The 14,532-nt window shown below is 41.9% G+C and carries 19 protein-coding genes and 1 pseudogene; 14 read left to right on the forward strand and 6 right to left on the reverse strand.

Annotated elements, in window-relative coordinates; all coding sequences use genetic code 11:
• A partial coding sequence (locus tag PUQ00_RS29195; protein WP_300423154.1) for a hypothetical protein occupies positions 1–184 on the forward strand: 184 nt, incomplete at its 5' end.
• Positions 185–435: 251 nt separating this feature from the next.
• Positions 436–597 (forward strand): hypothetical protein, encoded by a 162-nt coding sequence (locus PUQ00_RS29200; RefSeq protein ID WP_300423157.1) that lies wholly within the window; start codon positions 436–438, stop codon positions 595–597.
• 94 nt (positions 598–691) lie between these two features.
• Here the strand turns inward: PUQ00_RS29200 and apcD are convergent, their stop codons facing one another.
• Positions 692–1,177, reverse strand: a complete 486-nt coding sequence (gene apcD, locus PUQ00_RS29205; RefSeq protein ID WP_300423159.1) for an allophycocyanin subunit alpha-B — start codon at positions 1,175–1,177, stop codon at positions 692–694.
• A 5-nt stretch (positions 1,178–1,182) separates the two neighbouring features.
• On the opposite strand from apcD, the gene PUQ00_RS29210 reads away from it, so the two are divergent.
• The 3 genes from PUQ00_RS29210 (at position 1,183) to PUQ00_RS29220 (ending at position 3,612) form a co-directional block, all read left to right on the forward strand.
• Positions 1,183–1,347, forward strand: coding sequence for a hypothetical protein (locus tag PUQ00_RS29210; RefSeq protein ID WP_300423161.1), 165 nt, complete (start codon positions 1,183–1,185; stop codon positions 1,345–1,347).
• Positions 1,348–1,364: 17 nt separating this feature from the next.
• Positions 1,365–2,771: a 23S rRNA (uracil(1939)-C(5))-methyltransferase RlmD gene (gene rlmD, locus PUQ00_RS29215; protein WP_300423162.1), complete on the forward strand. Its 1,407-nt coding sequence runs from the start codon at positions 1,365–1,367 to the stop codon at positions 2,769–2,771.
• Between the two features lie 391 nt (positions 2,772–3,162).
• A complete protein-coding gene (locus tag PUQ00_RS29220) occupies positions 3,163–3,612 on the forward strand; it encodes an anti-sigma regulatory factor (protein ID WP_300423164.1) in 450 nt (149 codons plus the stop codon).
• An 83-nt stretch (positions 3,613–3,695) separates the two neighbouring features.
• Here the strand turns inward: PUQ00_RS29220 and PUQ00_RS29225 are convergent, their stop codons facing one another.
• On the reverse strand, positions 3,696–3,971 hold the full coding sequence (locus tag PUQ00_RS29225; protein ID WP_300423165.1) for a DUF6439 family protein: 276 nt from the start codon (positions 3,969–3,971) through the stop codon (positions 3,696–3,698).
• 44 nt (positions 3,972–4,015) lie between these two features.
• On the opposite strand from PUQ00_RS29225, the gene PUQ00_RS29230 reads away from it, so the two are divergent.
• Positions 4,016–4,378 carry a hypothetical protein gene (locus PUQ00_RS29230; protein WP_300423166.1) on the forward strand — a complete coding sequence of 121 codons (363 nt, stop codon included), beginning with the start codon at positions 4,016–4,018 and terminating at the stop codon, positions 4,376–4,378.
• 2 nt (positions 4,379–4,380) lie between these two features.
• Positions 4,381–5,772, forward strand: a complete 1,392-nt coding sequence (gene asnS / locus PUQ00_RS29235; RefSeq protein WP_300423167.1) for an asparagine--tRNA ligase — start codon at positions 4,381–4,383, stop codon at positions 5,770–5,772.
• 137 nt (positions 5,773–5,909) lie between these two features.
• Here asnS and PUQ00_RS29240 read toward each other — a convergent pair whose 3' ends face one another.
• Entirely contained in the window at positions 5,910–6,782 is an 873-nt protein-coding gene (locus tag PUQ00_RS29240) for a serine/threonine-protein kinase (protein ID WP_300423169.1), read from the reverse strand.
• A 401-nt stretch (positions 6,783–7,183) separates the two neighbouring features.
• Between PUQ00_RS29240 and PUQ00_RS29245 the strand changes: the two genes are divergently transcribed.
• Complete coding sequence (locus tag PUQ00_RS29245; protein ID WP_181927876.1) at positions 7,184–7,492, forward strand: NIL domain-containing protein; 309 nt, start codon at positions 7,184–7,186, stop codon at positions 7,490–7,492.
• A gap of 76 nt (positions 7,493–7,568) precedes the next feature.
• On the opposite strand, the gene PUQ00_RS29250 is transcribed toward PUQ00_RS29245, so the two are convergent.
• Positions 7,569–8,246: a response regulator transcription factor gene (locus PUQ00_RS29250; protein ID WP_012407592.1), complete on the reverse strand. Its 678-nt coding sequence runs from the start codon at positions 8,244–8,246 to the stop codon at positions 7,569–7,571.
• Between the two features lie 1,176 nt (positions 8,247–9,422).
• On the opposite strand from PUQ00_RS29250, the gene groES reads away from it, so the two are divergent.
• From groES to PUQ00_RS29270, 4 genes and pseudogenes are all read left to right on the forward strand, one after another.
• Positions 9,423–9,734, forward strand: coding sequence for a co-chaperone GroES (groES, locus tag PUQ00_RS29255; protein ID WP_292766180.1), 312 nt, complete (start codon positions 9,423–9,425; stop codon positions 9,732–9,734).
• Positions 9,735–9,747: 13 nt separating this feature from the next.
• Positions 9,748–9,900 (forward strand): hypothetical protein, encoded by a 153-nt coding sequence (locus PUQ00_RS29260; RefSeq protein ID WP_300423174.1) that lies wholly within the window; start codon positions 9,748–9,750, stop codon positions 9,898–9,900.
• Positions 9,842–11,476, forward strand: a complete 1,635-nt coding sequence (gene groL / locus PUQ00_RS29265; RefSeq protein ID WP_300423175.1) for a chaperonin GroEL — start codon at positions 9,842–9,844, stop codon at positions 11,474–11,476. The genes PUQ00_RS29260 and groL overlap by 59 nt, the downstream gene beginning before the upstream one ends.
• A 94-nt stretch (positions 11,477–11,570) precedes the next feature.
• A pseudogene (locus PUQ00_RS29270) lies at positions 11,571–12,381 on the forward strand (DUF4351 domain-containing protein).
• Between the two features lie 28 nt (positions 12,382–12,409).
• Here the strand turns inward: PUQ00_RS29270 and PUQ00_RS29275 are convergent.
• Together PUQ00_RS29275 and PUQ00_RS29280 are read right to left on the reverse strand one after the other, a co-directional pair.
• Positions 12,410–12,637, reverse strand: a complete 228-nt coding sequence (locus PUQ00_RS29275; RefSeq protein ID WP_300423177.1) for a type II toxin-antitoxin system HicA family toxin — start codon at positions 12,635–12,637, stop codon at positions 12,410–12,412.
• A 7-nt stretch (positions 12,638–12,644) separates the two neighbouring features.
• Positions 12,645–12,875 (reverse strand): DUF1902 domain-containing protein, encoded by a 231-nt coding sequence (locus PUQ00_RS29280; protein ID WP_100898366.1) that lies wholly within the window; start codon positions 12,873–12,875, stop codon positions 12,645–12,647.
• Between the two features lie 441 nt (positions 12,876–13,316).
• Here PUQ00_RS29280 and PUQ00_RS29285 point away from each other — a divergent pair, with 441 nt between their 5' ends.
• Together PUQ00_RS29285 and PUQ00_RS29290 are read left to right on the forward strand one after the other, a co-directional pair.
• The gene (locus PUQ00_RS29285) at positions 13,317–14,255 is read left to right on the forward strand and encodes a radical SAM protein (protein WP_300423180.1); all 939 of its coding nucleotides are present in this window, start codon (positions 13,317–13,319) and stop codon (positions 14,253–14,255) included.
• A complete protein-coding gene (locus tag PUQ00_RS29290; protein ID WP_300423182.1) occupies positions 14,248–14,529 on the forward strand; it encodes a hypothetical protein in 282 nt (93 codons plus the stop codon). Before PUQ00_RS29285 ends, PUQ00_RS29290 begins: the two co-directional genes overlap by 8 nt.
• The last annotated feature ends 3 nt before the right edge of the window (positions 14,530–14,532 follow it).

A 14,532-nucleotide genomic window follows, 5' to 3' on the forward strand; every position in this document is an offset into this window, starting at 1 on the left:
AAACCTCTCCGTATTCTCTCTTAGTCTTGTTCAGAAATCAAATAGGAGTCCTATAGCAGGAGCTAGTATGGAGACAATATCAGCAGCAGTAGGAGCAATGTTGAATACAATTTATGCAGCCACCGCATCAGTTCAATTAGTAGCTATATTGGTGAATAGCATTAAAAGTATTTTGGGATGCTAATTAATTTATGTTGTAAAGCGCGATGTTTAAAGATAAGTCAACTAAGTAGTAGCAGTGTAGATTTTGGCAATAAAACTTGCAAAAATATACTGAGGCGTAGAGATGATTTGAGTATATGCAGTTTAGCTGTAACAATCAAGTGACGAGAATCACATTTATGTATGATTAGGATCGTCTCCCTGCGATCGCTAACTAGGCATAATTAATGACAACTGAACTCTAGCCGAGTCATTAATAGGGAACACACTTAATTGCCGACAGCCTTAATCAAGGACTGTCGGTTTTTTGTGTCCGTATGTCCTTCATCCTTTGAGAAATGCCCAATGCCCATATCCAATAAAATTTCCCCACAACTGGTTGATAACTTGACAGAGATTTTGCCAGAGTCACTACCAAATGTGGGGAAGGTATGATCAAATTGGGGATCTTATGCCTATCGAGCGCTAATATCTTGCACTCACTCTAGTAGACCGGAAGTATACTCCTAGAACCAGCAGACACTTTGTATTAAGACATCGCTTGAATGATGTAATCAAAGTAGGGTGATGCTTGAGCTGCGTCTTCCGTACTCAGCAAGCCAAGGGAGGCTGTTTTGAGGGAATTGATCGCTTCTACCATTCCAGGCACGGGAACGCCCAATGAATTGTACATTTCTCGCACACCGATCAAACCGATTTTTTCAATTGGTTCTTTGTCGCCAGCAAGCACACCATAAGTAATTAGACGTAAGTACCAGCCAAAATCACGGATACATAGAGAGCGCTGGCGTTCTCCGTAAGCATTACCTCCGGGGGAGATAAAGTCAGGACGCTTCTGCCAAAGTTGTTTGGTTGCTTCCTGAACTATCTTTTTTTCGTTTTCAGCTAAGGTAGCCGCAATCCGCGTCCGTTGTACGCCGGTTTGCAAAAAGTCTTTGATATTTTTAAGTTCGCCACTGCTGGGATAACGCAGTTCGTCGTCGGCTTTGAGAATAACTTGGCTAATTACAGTCATGATGATTGAAATCACCTGAAATATTATCTGTTAGTTTAGCGAGTCTGAGGTACACAAGTGAAGAGATAGGAGCTACTTATGTATTGAATTTATCTGTTTGGGGAGTGGGGGGAGTGGGGAGTGGGGGGACAGGGGAGAATAACCAATGCCCAATGACTAATGACCAATGACTAATGACCAATGACTAATGACTAAAATAATTTGGCAACAGGGTGAATTAATTGAAGTGACGATCGCTAATCTGAATGATACAGGCGATGGTGTGGGACGCGCTGATGAGCGTGTCGTGTTTGTCCCAGATAGTGTACCAGGCGATCGCGCACTTGTCCGCTTGGTACATATTAAACCCAAATACGCTCACGGGAAGCTCCAGCAGCTATTGTCACCATCCCCCCACCGGATTCGACCTAGTTGTATTGTGGCGGATAAGTGCGGTGGTTGCCAATGGCAGCATATTAATTATGATTACCAGCTAGCAGCCAAGCAAAATCAAGTTATCCAAGCTTTAGAACGCATTGGCGGTTTTGTCCAACCACCCGTAGATCCGGTACTAGCTGCCCCTTCTGCTTTCAACTACCGTAACAAATCTACATATCCTCTGGGTACATCGGCAACAGGACAGGTACAAGCTGGTTACTACCAAAAAGGTAGTCACCAATTAATTAATTTAAATCAATGTCCAGTCCAAGACGCGCGATTAAATCCTTTACTTGCTGAAGTTAAACAGGATATTCAACAACGGGGTTGGCAAATCTACGACGAACAGCGTCACCAAGGAAAAATTCGCCATCTTGGTTTACGCATTGGCCGACACACTGGGGAAATGTTGCTGACTTTGGTGGTGAAGGACTGGAATTTATCAGGAATTGAAACCCAAGCCCAGGAATGGTTAAAGCGCTATCCGCAGTTAGTGGGAGTTTCCCTCAATCGCAACTCTGATCGCACAAATGCTATCTTTGGATCAGAAACCCGTTGCATCGCTGGAGTCCCCCACCTGCGGGAAAATTTTGCTGGACTTGAATTTAAAGTGCGCCCAGATACATTTTTCCAAGTGTATACAGAAACAGCAGAGGCACTATTGCAGGTAATTCAATCAGAACTCAATCTTCAAGGGCATGAGTTGCTAGTTGATGCCTATTGTGGTATTGGGACTTTAACTTTACCCCTGGCCAAAAAAGTTCGTATTGCTACAGGATTAGAAGTGCAAGCAGCAGCAGTAGACCAAGCTATTTTGAATGCCCAGCGCAACGGAATTGATAATGTCACATTCCAAGTCGGGGCAGTAGAAAAATTGCTTCCCAAAATGGGCACAATACCAGAAGTAGTAATACTCGATCCACCACGTAAAGGGTGCGATCGCGCAGTCATCGACACTTTACGACAACTGAAACCATATAGGATCGTTTACGTCAGTTGTAAAGTAGCTACCCTGGCCCGTGACCTGAAATTGCTTTGTCAAGATGGGCAATATTCTATCACACGGGTACAACCTGCTGATTTTTTTCCTCAAACTGCTCATGTTGAAGCTGCCGCCTTTCTTGTGCTATCAGATTTGGACAAGGGTAGTAATTCCTTTCCAAAAACTGAAATTTGAAATTTTTAGTCTACTGCATACTAAAGATGCTAAAATTGAATTAAGCTAAAAATAGAAATTCATTTTGTTTAAATAAATTCAAGTAGCATCGGCTCTTAAAAATATGAAATTGGATTGTGTAAATTACAAATCGGCAATTAACTAGAGTATGCCCATACTCTTTTAAATCACTAGCATCTTTTTAAGTTGCTGGCTTCATTATCAAACTTATTACAGCCGCTATATATCTAAACAATCCCAACTCGTAACATAGAGCAAATGCTCCCTAGCATTTTCAAAATTTAGTTTTAAAGACGCAAGTTTGAAGGCAGCATGACCACCTCAAGTTTTATCAGGGTGCCTGTAATAGCAAACTGATGTCTAGCTAACTGAAAGCTATGGGGTTTCTCTTGTGATTACTATTTCACTCCGTCCAGTTGGACGTTATTGGGGCACTATTAGTTTTGCCTCAACCCTCTATCTTTGTCCAATATTAGATTTACTCTTGGCAGAAATTCCAGTAAAGTTACAAGCTGAACTGCGGCTTGGACTTCAAGAAGCCCTAGTAAACGCCGCTAAACACGGCAATAATCTTGATCCCAGTAAAACAGTTGTAGTTCGTTTTTCCTTAATAGATAATCAATATTGGTGGATAATATCAGACCAGGGTAGCGGCTTTACTCCTTCATCTACTAGTGATGAAGAACCAACAGACTATCTTCCACCAGATGAAGCAGAAAGTGGTCGTGGTTTATGTCTTCTCCATCAAATTTTTGATCAAGTAGAGTGGAATCGCAAAGGCACAGAATTGAGGCTTTGTAAACAAATGGAAAATCGCCGGAGACTATCTCTGCGGCGATAAGAGGGGAGTGCGGAGTGGGGAAAGTTATTTATTAGTTGATTGATTTTTTTATTCCCTACTCCCTATTCCCTATTCCCTACTCCCTATTTTCCATGACTCGGACAGGGAGGCGCAGAAATAGAGCGATCTAACCAACCAACTGCTTGTTCTAATCTAGCTTGAGCTTCTTGTGGCTGATTTTTTAAAAGATACACAATAGCTGCTGCCACTTGTTCATTAGCGCGGGAATTGCGGTTAGACTTGAGGCGATGCCAATCGTTAGGGGAAATGGTCAGCCTTTCCATTAAGGCTTGAGCTAGTTCCAGAGTACTAAGTTCATTCAGTTGACTGGTTTTAGGCAGCTGGGTAGATTGAGACATGACTATTGGCACATTTGCATTTACTTCTACTTTACTACTTGTAAATGAAGCCGCCAAAACAATCGCAACCGCCAGGAGAAAATTCCGAACCAGATTTTGAACAAGAACTAGAGGAAGTAGAGCGATCGCTCTTATCCTTAAAAGAACGTTATGATCAAGTCCAACGCGATCGCCAACAACAGGCACAATGGCAACAGCGTCGGGAGCAACTGAAGCACAATAAATCTCAGATGCCACAAATCAAAGCAGAGTTACGGCAAATTCAAGGGCAGTTGGAAATGCTAGAACTAAACTTAGAAAGCCAGTTATTTTCTTGGCGTAGCCTCAAAAAACCTTTCTGGCAAGTGGTTCGCTTTGGTGGAATGGGCGTTATCATAGGCTGGATATTAAAGTCTTATGCTGGGTAAATATGGTAAATCGACGGATTGCAGAAATATTGCGAAGTGGTCAACCTGATGAGTCCCTCCTAGTTCAAGGCTGGGTGCGGACGAAACGCGAGTCCAAAGGGTTTGCTTTTATTGAAGTCAATGACGGCTCATCACTAGCTAATTTGCAAGTCGTCATTAATCAGGATTTGCCAGATTACGAAGCTACATTGAAAAAACTGAATACAGGTGCTGCTGTCGAGGTGACAGGAGTATTAGTGGCTTCTCTTGGTAAAGGACAGCGAATTGAGTTGAAAGCCGAGACAGTAAAAGTTTACGGGGAAGCTGATCCCGATACATATCCCCTGCAAAAGAAACGCCATTCCTTTGAGTTTCTGCGAACCATTGGACATTTGCGATCGCGTACCAATTCTTTTGGTGCAGTTTTCCGGGTCAGAAATGCTTGTTCGACAGCAATTCATCAATTTTTCCACGAAAGAGGCTTTTTGTGGGTACACACACCGATCATCACTGCTAGCGATTGCGAAGGCGCGGGTGAACTGTTTAGCGTTACCAGTTTGGATTTAAAGAATATTCCCCGCACAGAAAACCAAGCAGTAGATTACAGCCAAGACTTTTTTGCTAAACCCACATATTTAACAGTTAGCGGCCAGTTGGAAGCAGAAGTGATGGCGATGGCGTTTTCTAACGTCTACACCTTCGGCCCTACCTTCCGTGCCGAAAATTCCAACACCTCCCGCCACTTAGCAGAATTTTGGATGGTTGAGCCAGAAATGGCTTTTTGTGACTTAGAAGGCGATATGGATTTAGCTGAGGCGTTTCTCAAACACATTTTTAAATATGTGTTGGAAACTTGCCCAGAAGATATGGAATTTTTCAATGAACGCATTGATAAATCTGTGTTGGCGACAGCCGAAAATATTATTAATAATCAGTTTGAACGCTTAACTTACACAGAAGCCATTAAACTTTTAGAAAAAGCTGATGTTAAATTTGAATATCCTGTGAGTTGGGGTTTAGATTTACAATCAGAACACGAACGTTACTTAGCTGAACAATTATTTAAAAAGCCTGCGATCGTTACAGATTATCCAGCGCAAATCAAAGCTTTTTATATGCGCTTGAATGACGATGAAAAAACTGTCCGCGCAATGGATATTCTTGCACCCAAAATTGGCGAGATTGTTGGCGGTTCCCAACGTGAAGAACGTTTGGAAGTTCTAGAACGCCGCGTGTTAGCGCAAGGATTAAACCCAGAAGAATTGTGGTGGTATCTTGATTTGCGTCGTTACGGTACTGTTCCACACGCTGGTTTTGGGTTGGGTTTTGAACGACTCGTGCAATTTATGACTGGTATGGGAAATATTCGTGATGTGATTCCCTTTCCCCGTACACCGCAAAGTGCTGAGTTTTAGTTTGAGAATTTCAATCAGGCGATTAGAAATCGTGTCTGCACGGACTTATAAAAACTTTGAAACCCGCGATCGCGGGTTTCGCTTGTATAGCCATGTGTTTTATAAAGCGATTCATGTAACGCTTTTCCAATTTCGTTCTATTTCTGCAAAATCACTTGTGTATTTTGAGGACGATGATTTGCACTAGCAGCCATCAAATGGTCGATTAAATCTGCCAATAGTGGAAAAATATTGAGTGCATATTTTCGCCAGTGCAACTCGTTAGTCAGAGGGTCATAAATTTCTTTATCCTGGGGTTCTTTACCTGTGAGCAGAAAAATAAAAGTCCGTCCCAATGCAAAAAAGTCTGACTGCTGTACCGAATAACCGTTTTGTTGCTCTGGTGGTGAATAGCCTTGTGAAATAATTCTGGTATGCGAATTTCCTGCCACAATGGTTGTCGTGACTTGTCGAACTGCACCAAAATCAATTAAGACAAGCTGCCCACTTGGTCGCAGCATGATATTCTGAGGCTTAATATCACGGTGAAAATATTGATGAGCATGTACTAAAGCGAGAATTTCTACAAGTTGTTTAAGCCAATTGAGAGCTTGAGCTTCAGAAATACGTTGATAATTACGAAATTCCATCCACTGCTCTAAATTTACGCCTTCAATTTTCTCCATTGCTAAACAGTGCAATGGAACAGAGCTATTTTTAGGTAAAACAGTAAAATAACCATCTGGTTCTACCTTGGGAATACCCGCACTGTTTAGCTGGCTCAAAACCTTTGCTTCCTGCTGAAACAGTTCAATGGCTTTAGGGTTATTCTCAGTCAGCACTTTTAAAACTTTAGTTTTCCCACACTCGTCAACTTCAAAAGTGTTCCCAAAGCCACCTTGTCCTAGTTGTTTGATTACCCGATAACGACCTTGCAATAGTATTTCTGACCCACAGTTACGACAAATAACGTTGTTTGCATTCGCTGTGTCAATAGGTTTTGGACAATGGGGATTTATACAATAGGTCATTACACAGAAGCAAATATCCTAAAAAATCGATTTTTATTAATATCTAAACAGAGGGTTAAACCTATAAGGTTCTATTAATAGAGTTCCCTAAAACTTTTACAAAGTAACATATATAGCATTCGTCTTGTCAGTATTAAATTTCATAAACAATAAATTAGGGTTACAACAATTGCTGTAACCCTACAAATCGCTATATTGAATTTGCTCGAAAACCACTATAGAATAACAATTAGGCTCATAACTACCGAATTATGAGCAATTATTCACATTTATTACATCTAGATTAATGGTTTGCCAAGGCAAATACTTTCTTGCTTGCCTGCGTGAGATAAGTGGCGCTAGTGTTAAAAGAAATCGTGCAAAGCGAAACCCCCATCCCAGAAGTCGAGTAGGAAGCTAGAATGGCAATTCCAAATAAACAAGTAAAATCTAATACTGATATTTTAGATAATAGACGCACCCAAACTCGTATCCAAGTTCGCATTCCTAAAGACTTACATGAGGAACCAGTCATTTCACGACTGGTTTCTCACTATGGCATTACAGTGATTATTGCTGATGCTCAGGTAAGCGCAAACGTGCCACAATATAGCTGCTTTGATCTTGAACTGCGAGGTACTGTTTCTCAGATTGAAAGCGCCCTAACTTACCTGGATGAACTGGATTTAGAAGTTTTGCACCAATCCAGCCCTGAAGAAGATGGTTGGTAGATTTAGTTAGGAGTTAGGAGTTAGGAGTTAAAAAATTCATAACTCATAACTCATAACTTTTAACTCTTAACTTTGTTTAAGCCATTTGATTTTCAATCGCCCACCGCGCTAGTTCAGTGCGGTTGTGGAGATTGGTTTTGCCCAACATGTTGGACACATGGCTTTCGACAGTGCGCTGACTAACATTTAGTTCTTCAGCAATTTCCCGGTTAGCTAAACCCCTAGCGACAAACTGGACTACTTTCAGTTCGGTTGGGGTTAATTGCACATCGAAGGGAACCTGGATACGGGAACCGTTTTCGCCTCCTTTTGCTTGGTGTTCTTTCCAACGGATAGTTTGTTTCAGTGAGGATTCAACTTGCGCTACGAGTTCTTCTGGTTCAAAGGGTTTGACCATATAAACATCAGCACCTTTATTCAGACCCTTAACTCGGTCTGCACTTTGTCCCTTAGCTGAAAGGAAAAGAACCGGAATCCAGCTGGTGCGTTCGTTTTGCCGGACTTGTTCCACAAAAGTATATCCGTCCATTTCCGGCATCATCACGTCGCAGATGATCATGTCTGGAACATCTTGCTCTAAAATTTCCAGAGCTTCGCGTCCATTTTCGGCGGTGATGACTTCGTATCCCCGGAATTCTAAGTAATCCTTCACCAGCAAGATGAGGTTCGGGTCATCATCAATCAAGAGAAGTCGTTTGTGATCTTTCATGCTGGGCTCTTTCATAGCAGTGGCACTTGTCGCGCTTCGGTCCATCAAAGTCTTGAATATTTATCCTCTATGGTGGGTTATTTCGATTCGAGATGTTGTCTTTTTCCTACTTAACTTACCTTTGCTGTCTCGAAGCCTCAAAAATGCCGAGCATTTTCAAAAGACTAGTAGCTCAATAGCAAAAGTCCAGCAAGGATACGTATAGCAGTAGTATCTATAATGCGCTATTATATATCGCATTGAAAGGGGCGGGCGAAAAAACACTGATTAAATAATAATCCTTCTGACTCACAAGTAAGTATTGGCTTAAAGATGACCCTACCTCAAAACTAACCCGCACTTTCTTTAAGCTTACTGCTATACCATATCCTTCGGTTGTTAAGCCTCTATGAGGTGTTCACAAGAAACTAGGGAAGTTTCTGGCAAAAGATGGGTTAAAAATCTATATTTTTCAACCGCCATTATGCCTATTAAGTGTTCTTGGATGATCCGCTCAGTAATTCCCACGTTTGCTTGGCGATACCAGACCCATCAGGGTAAACCACCATTATGGGTCTAGAACAACAAACGCGCAAGCAGTTGGCTTTAGTTCTATAGACGCAAATGGGATGACTCTGTTGCGACTCATCAAGTTTTAACTCTTTAAGTCGCTTTTTATAGTATTCCCAGGATTCCAGACTAGCTCCTTTTGAGCAGCAGTTAACAATTGTCTGGTCAGCGCAAATAAAAATGTGTCGCTGAATTTTTGCCAGTACTCAAATTTCTACAGAATAACTCAGGGCTTTATGTTCTGAAGAATTAGGGGTTTTGCGGATTTGATGGCTGGACTGGATCACTGTATTTTAATCATCGAGCGGCTCCCTGATTACAGTTTTATAACAATTTCCAAGCTTTGCAAATAAAGTTGAGTCGGGAATGGTGGAGTGGGGAAGGTGGGGTCCCCTCTGGGGATAAGGGGTAATGGGGAAGAATTCTTATAACTCCTAACCGGAGGCGGAGCGTCTCCGGCTCCGCTCCTACTCGCCACTCCCTACTCTATTCGTAACTTACAGAACCGAACCTGAAAGTTAAAATAATTAAGCATTTATACTTAAGTACACCGATGATCTTCTAGTTCGGGAACCCGTACTCAAGGGATTCTTGCCATTGGAGGCAACTTTTCGGTAGATTAGCACTCAGGGGTTGAGAGTGCTAAAACTCTGCAGAATAGGAGAATATAATATGGCAGCTTTATCTTTAAGCGTTTCTACAGTTAAACCTTTGAGCGATCGCGTTTTCGTAAAAGTGAGCGCCTCAGAGGAAAAGACCGCAGGTGGTCTGTATTTGCCTGACACGGCCAAGGAAAAGCCCCAGGTAGGGGAAGTAGTCGCCCTTGGTCCTGGCAAGCGTAATGATGACGGTAGCCGTCAGGAATTGGAAATTAAAGTCGGCGATAAGGTGCTGTACTCTAAGTACGCTGGTACTGATATCAAACTCGGTACTGAAGAATATGTACTGCTTTCTGAAAAAGATATTTTAGCAGTCGTTATCTAGTGGGGTATGGGAAATGGGGAATAGGGAAAAGTTTTCCCGATGCCCAATGCCCAATGCCCAATGCCCAATTCAAAAAAAATTGACTTACTCGCGGAATTTAGACACCTATGGCAAAGCGCATTATCTACAACGAAAACGCCCGTCGCGCCCTAGAACGAGGCATTGACATCCTGGCTGAGGCTGTAGCTGTTACCCTTGGCCCCAAAGGTCGTAATGTAGTTCTAGAAAAGAAATTTGGCGCACCGCAAATTGTCAATGACGGTGTAACCATCGCCAAAGAAATCGAATTAGAAGACCACATTGAAAACACTGGCGTAGCTCTGATTCGTCAAGCTGCTTCTAAGACCAACGATGCTGCGGGCGATGGCACAACAACTGCCACCGTTTTAGCTCACGCGATCGTCAAAGAAGGCTTGCGGAACGTTGCAGCTGGTGCTAATGCGATTTCGCTCAAGCGTGGTATAGACAAAGCTACCAGCTTCCTCGTAGAAAAAATTGCTGAACACGCCCGTCCAGTGGAAGATTCCAAAGCCATTGCCCAAGTTGGTGCGATCTCGGCTGGTAATGACGAAGAAGTCGGTCAGATGATTGCCCAAGCAATGGACAAGGTGGGCAAGGAAGGGGTAATTTCCCTAGAAGAAGGGAAATCGATGTTCACCGAGTTGGAAATCACTGAAGGGATGCGCTTTGACAAAGGCTACATCTCTCCCTATTTCGCTACCGACCCTGAGCGGATGGAAGCAGTTTTTGATGAGCCTTTCCTACTGCTGACCGATAAGAAAATTGCTTTGGTACAAGACCTTGTACCAGTGTTAGAGCAAGTAGCTCGTGCTGGTCGTCCTTTAGTGATTATCGCCGAAGATATCGAAAAAGAAGCTTTGGCAACTTTAGTAGTAAACCGTTTACGCGGTGTACTCAACGTCGCTGCTGTTAAGGCTCCTGGCTTTGGCGATCGCCGCAAAGCACTACTAGAAGACATCGCTGTTTTAACTGGTGGTCAACTAATTACCGAAGATGCTGGTCTGAAGCTAGATAACACCAAGCTGGATAGCCTGGGTAAAGCTCGCCGGATCACCATTACCAAGGACAGCACTACAATTGTTGCCGAAGGTAACGAAGCTGCTGTTAAGGCTCGTGTCGAGCAGATTCGTCGTCAAATCGATGAAACCGAATCTTCTTACGACAAAGAGAAACTGCAAGAGCGTCTTGCAAAACTCTCTGGTGGTGTTGCTGTAGTGAAAGTGGGTGCAGCGACCGAAACCGAAATGAAAGACAAGAAGTTGCGCCTAGAAGACGCTATCAACGCCACTAAAGCTGCTGTGGAAGAAGGTATCGTTCCTGGCGGTGGTACAACTCTGGCTCACCTTGCTCCTGAATTGGAAGTTTGGGCGAAGGAAAATCTTAAGGATGAAGAGTTGATTGGTGCATTGATTGTCGTTCGCGCCTTACCTGCACCTCTGAAGCGGATTGCTGAAAACGCCGGTCAGAATGGTGCTGTGATCGCTGAACGTGTGAAAGAGAAAGAATTCAACGTTGGCTACAACGCTGCGACAAACGAATTCGTCGATTTGTTAGCTGCTGGTATTGTTGACCCTGCTAAAGTGACTCGTTCTGCTCTGCAAAACGCTGCTTCGATCGCTGGTATGGTGTTGACAACCGAATGTATCATAGTTGACAAGCCTGAGCCTAAGGATGGCGCTCCTGCTGGCGCTGGTGCTGGTGGCGGAGACTTTGATTACTAATACTTTGTAGTTAGATAATTTGTAAAACAGCTGCTTCCTTTATGGAGGCGGCTGTTTTTTTGTGTCACGCAGAAGCGTAAAGAGGAAGAAGAGAGTGAGTTACGACAACGCTTGTAAATATTTATCTGAACAGTACCCTGCTGATTTTGTGCGTTGGTTGCTTGGGTAGAGGTGCAACAAATTGAAGTCTTAAAAACGGAACTCACGCTTGAACCAATTCGCGCGGATTCTGTGACATTTTTGCAAGTAGCTAACCAAATTTTGCACATTGAATTTCAAACTTTGGCGAAATCTAATCCAGCGCTTAATTTCCGAATGCTCGATTATTCGGTGAGGTTGAAGCGTCAATACCGTTGTCCTGTAGTGCAAGTACTAATCTTTTTGCAGGAAACTACAAACTAAATGGCTTTTATTGAAGAATATCGGGACAACAGACGATTCACCAATATCAGGTTGTTCGTCTTTGGGAGCAAGATTCAAGACTATTTTTAGTTAATCCGGCGCTGTTGCCTTTAGCAAGTCTGACGCGAACTGACTCGCCGCAAACTTTACTGGCACAAGTAGCTGAACAAGTCGCTACAATTCCAGATAGAGAGGAGCGACAAAATATCGCGGGTTGTGTAGAAATTTTGGCGGGTTTGCGGTTTGACAAGAATTTGGTTCGGCAATTTTTGCGGGAGGATATTATGAAAGAGTCTGTAATTTATCAAGATATCGTTCAAAAGGAAGCGTTTAAATTGATTAGTCGTCTACTTAAACGGCGTTTTGGTGATATTGATGGAGCATTACTTGAGCAGGTTTGGAATTTATCTGCGGAACAGTTAGAAAATTTGGGAGAGGCGTTGTTGGATTTTTCGGAAGTTGCTGATTTGGTAGCTTGGTTACAACAGCAGGAACAAGCTTAATCAAAATTAATAACAACCTTTTTTATTACTAAGAGCCGTTAAGAAAATCTTCAGGTTCAATACCAGCTTGCTTTAAAATTGCACGTAATGTTCCTTCTGGCATATCACCAGAATGATTTGGAATAGTAGTGTAACGGTTACTTTCAGGATTAAACCAGATTTCATGACTCCCTGCGGATTGACGATGAAACACAAAGTCAAAGGTTTTTAATATTTTGATAATTTGTCTGTAGCTAAAGCCTGCTAGCCGTCCCATGAATTGGCTACTGACCTACAACTAAAGGATAGTTAAATTGTTCAGCTATTGGTTGCAAATAATCTAGTTCTTGATCCTGAGATTGCGCTTCTAATAACTTACGCGCAACATCACGGGCAATTTCTAAAGTTTCAGCAACAGTCCGTCCTTGAGCTACTAAACCTTGAAGCTCATCGGATGTTGCTAAATAAACGCCTTCAGGCAATTTCTCAATGTGGATGTTTAGCAATCTTTCCATTATTGTATGTAGATGTTACTATTTGGAACGGTTTAATTCTTATCGTATCGCTTTTCTGAACTACAGCGATGTCTACGACGGGCTACGCCTACGCACTTCTACTTTTACATAAAGACCCCTAAGCCAAATTAATCCTGAAACAACCCCCCTACATACCTTAAACCTACTCAACCGATTTTCTGACAGAGCAGAGGATTATGTAAAACATCGACCAAGCTACCCCGCAGATGCAATGTTTATTATCTCCCGCGTGAAGGCTTGGCATACGAACAGCTTATTGATAGATTTCAAGAATTATATCAGCGCTTTCGTGATGACAGTGGTTTTGTCTATATGGTCTATCGCACTAGCGTACACCTCGGTGAAGTAATTTCAAAATAAAAATGGGAATCATAATAAGTAGGGTGTATTAATTCACTCTCAATAAATATCAGGATTCACATGGCACAACCAAAATATGAAGGTTATTGCGAATGCACTCCTACCAAATTAGTCAGAGAAAAGTTTGGAGATGTGAATGTTTATGTACAAAATGCTAAATCACTCTTAACAAAAGCTACTGGTTTTATTGGTAATTATGATTTTACTCTAAATCCTTACAGGGGATGTCAATACGGTTGTAGTTATTGCTATGCTGCTGCATTTACCCCTAATGCTCAAATGCGCCAAGATTGGGGTAAATGGGTAATTTTTAAAGAAAATGCTGCTGAGATTTTAGCGAAAGAATTAAAAAAATGGTATAAAAAAAATCCCCAGATTCCTCCTAGTATATACATGAGTAGCGTTACTGATCCTTATCAACCACTTGAGTCTAAACATCAACTGACTCGTCGATTGTTAGATGTAATGCTTGATGTGGGGATTGACGGTTATCCAACTCCAACTTTGGTGATTCAAACTCGTAGCCCAATTATTACTAGAGATATTGATTATTTACAACGATTTAAGAGATTGCGAATTAATATGAGCATTCCTACTGGGAGTGAATTAGTGAGAAAAGATTTTGAACCGCGATCGCCCAGTATTAAAGCCAGATTAAATGCCATCACTAAAATTAAACAAAGTATTGATTATTTCAAAGGTTTTCTTCCCAAAATTTCTATCACTATTACCCCTCTACTTCCTACTTTACCAACTGATGAAGCTGCTTTTATTGACAAACTAGCCATTGCCGATAGAGTTGTAATTCAAGCTTTTCATGCTAGCGATAGTCGTTCTCTTATGGCATCAACTCGTCAAGAAGCTGAAGAAATTAAGCAAAAATACGCTTGGTGGTATGAAGATGAAAAATTAAGCTATATGAAGTTTAAGGAAAAGTTAGTTTCTCGGCTTCCAGGTGTAGAAATTATGGAAGGTAAAGAAGGATTTGGTTATGAATAATCCTATCGTAAATTGGTGGCGAAGTCAGCAGTTAAAATTATCTTTAAAACGCGGAGATATCCGACGTGCAGTGCAACTATTGCAAGAGATTCAAAAATCAGGTGCAACATTCTCATGGTTAGAAAAACTATTTAGGGATAAACTTCAACTTGAACGTTATTCCCAAGAATATAAACGACAAACAGAAACTTTAGCCAAACAACTAACAGAAGCATCCCAGGACAGGGTAAGAGCATCTCAATCAGGCTTGACACAAGGAATCAGAAGAATCTAAAGT

This window comes from Nostoc sp. S13 (assembly GCF_029379315.1).
GTDB lineage: Bacteria > Cyanobacteriota > Cyanobacteriia > Cyanobacteriales > Nostocaceae > Nostoc.

Excerpts from the sequence above, each read along its gene's own strand:
- PUQ00_RS29260 (WP_300423174.1), top strand. The coding sequence starts at position 9,748 with ATGGGGAATAGGGAAAAGTTTTCCCGATGCCCAATGCCCAATGCCCAA.
- groL (WP_300423175.1), top strand. The coding sequence starts at position 9,842 with ATGGCAAAGCGCATTATCTACAACGAAAACGCCCGTCGCGCCCTAGAA.
- PUQ00_RS29240 (WP_300423169.1), bottom strand. The coding sequence starts at position 6,782 with ATGACCTATTGTATAAATCCCCATTGTCCAAAACCTATTGACACAGCG.
- apcD (WP_300423159.1), bottom strand. The coding sequence starts at position 1,177 with ATGACTGTAATTAGCCAAGTTATTCTCAAAGCCGACGACGAACTGCGT.
- PUQ00_RS29245 (WP_181927876.1), top strand. The coding sequence starts at position 7,184 with ATGGCAATTCCAAATAAACAAGTAAAATCTAATACTGATATTTTAGAT.
- PUQ00_RS29275 (WP_300423177.1), bottom strand. The coding sequence starts at position 12,637 with ATGGGACGGCTAGCAGGCTTTAGCTACAGACAAATTATCAAAATATTA.
- rlmD (WP_300423162.1), top strand. The coding sequence starts at position 1,365 with ATGACTAAAATAATTTGGCAACAGGGTGAATTAATTGAAGTGACGATC.
- asnS (WP_300423167.1), top strand. The coding sequence starts at position 4,381 with ATGGTAAATCGACGGATTGCAGAAATATTGCGAAGTGGTCAACCTGAT.
- PUQ00_RS29285 (WP_300423180.1), top strand. The coding sequence starts at position 13,317 with ATGGCACAACCAAAATATGAAGGTTATTGCGAATGCACTCCTACCAAA.
- groES (WP_292766180.1), top strand. The coding sequence starts at position 9,423 with ATGGCAGCTTTATCTTTAAGCGTTTCTACAGTTAAACCTTTGAGCGAT.
- PUQ00_RS29230 (WP_300423166.1), top strand. The coding sequence starts at position 4,016 with ATGAAGCCGCCAAAACAATCGCAACCGCCAGGAGAAAATTCCGAACCA.
- PUQ00_RS29225 (WP_300423165.1), bottom strand. The coding sequence starts at position 3,971 with ATGTCTCAATCTACCCAGCTGCCTAAAACCAGTCAACTGAATGAACTT.
- PUQ00_RS29250 (WP_012407592.1), bottom strand. The coding sequence starts at position 8,246 with ATGGACCGAAGCGCGACAAGTGCCACTGCTATGAAAGAGCCCAGCATG.
- PUQ00_RS29290 (WP_300423182.1), top strand. The coding sequence starts at position 14,248 with ATGAATAATCCTATCGTAAATTGGTGGCGAAGTCAGCAGTTAAAATTA.
- PUQ00_RS29280 (WP_100898366.1), bottom strand. The coding sequence starts at position 12,875 with ATGGAAAGATTGCTAAACATCCACATTGAGAAATTGCCTGAAGGCGTT.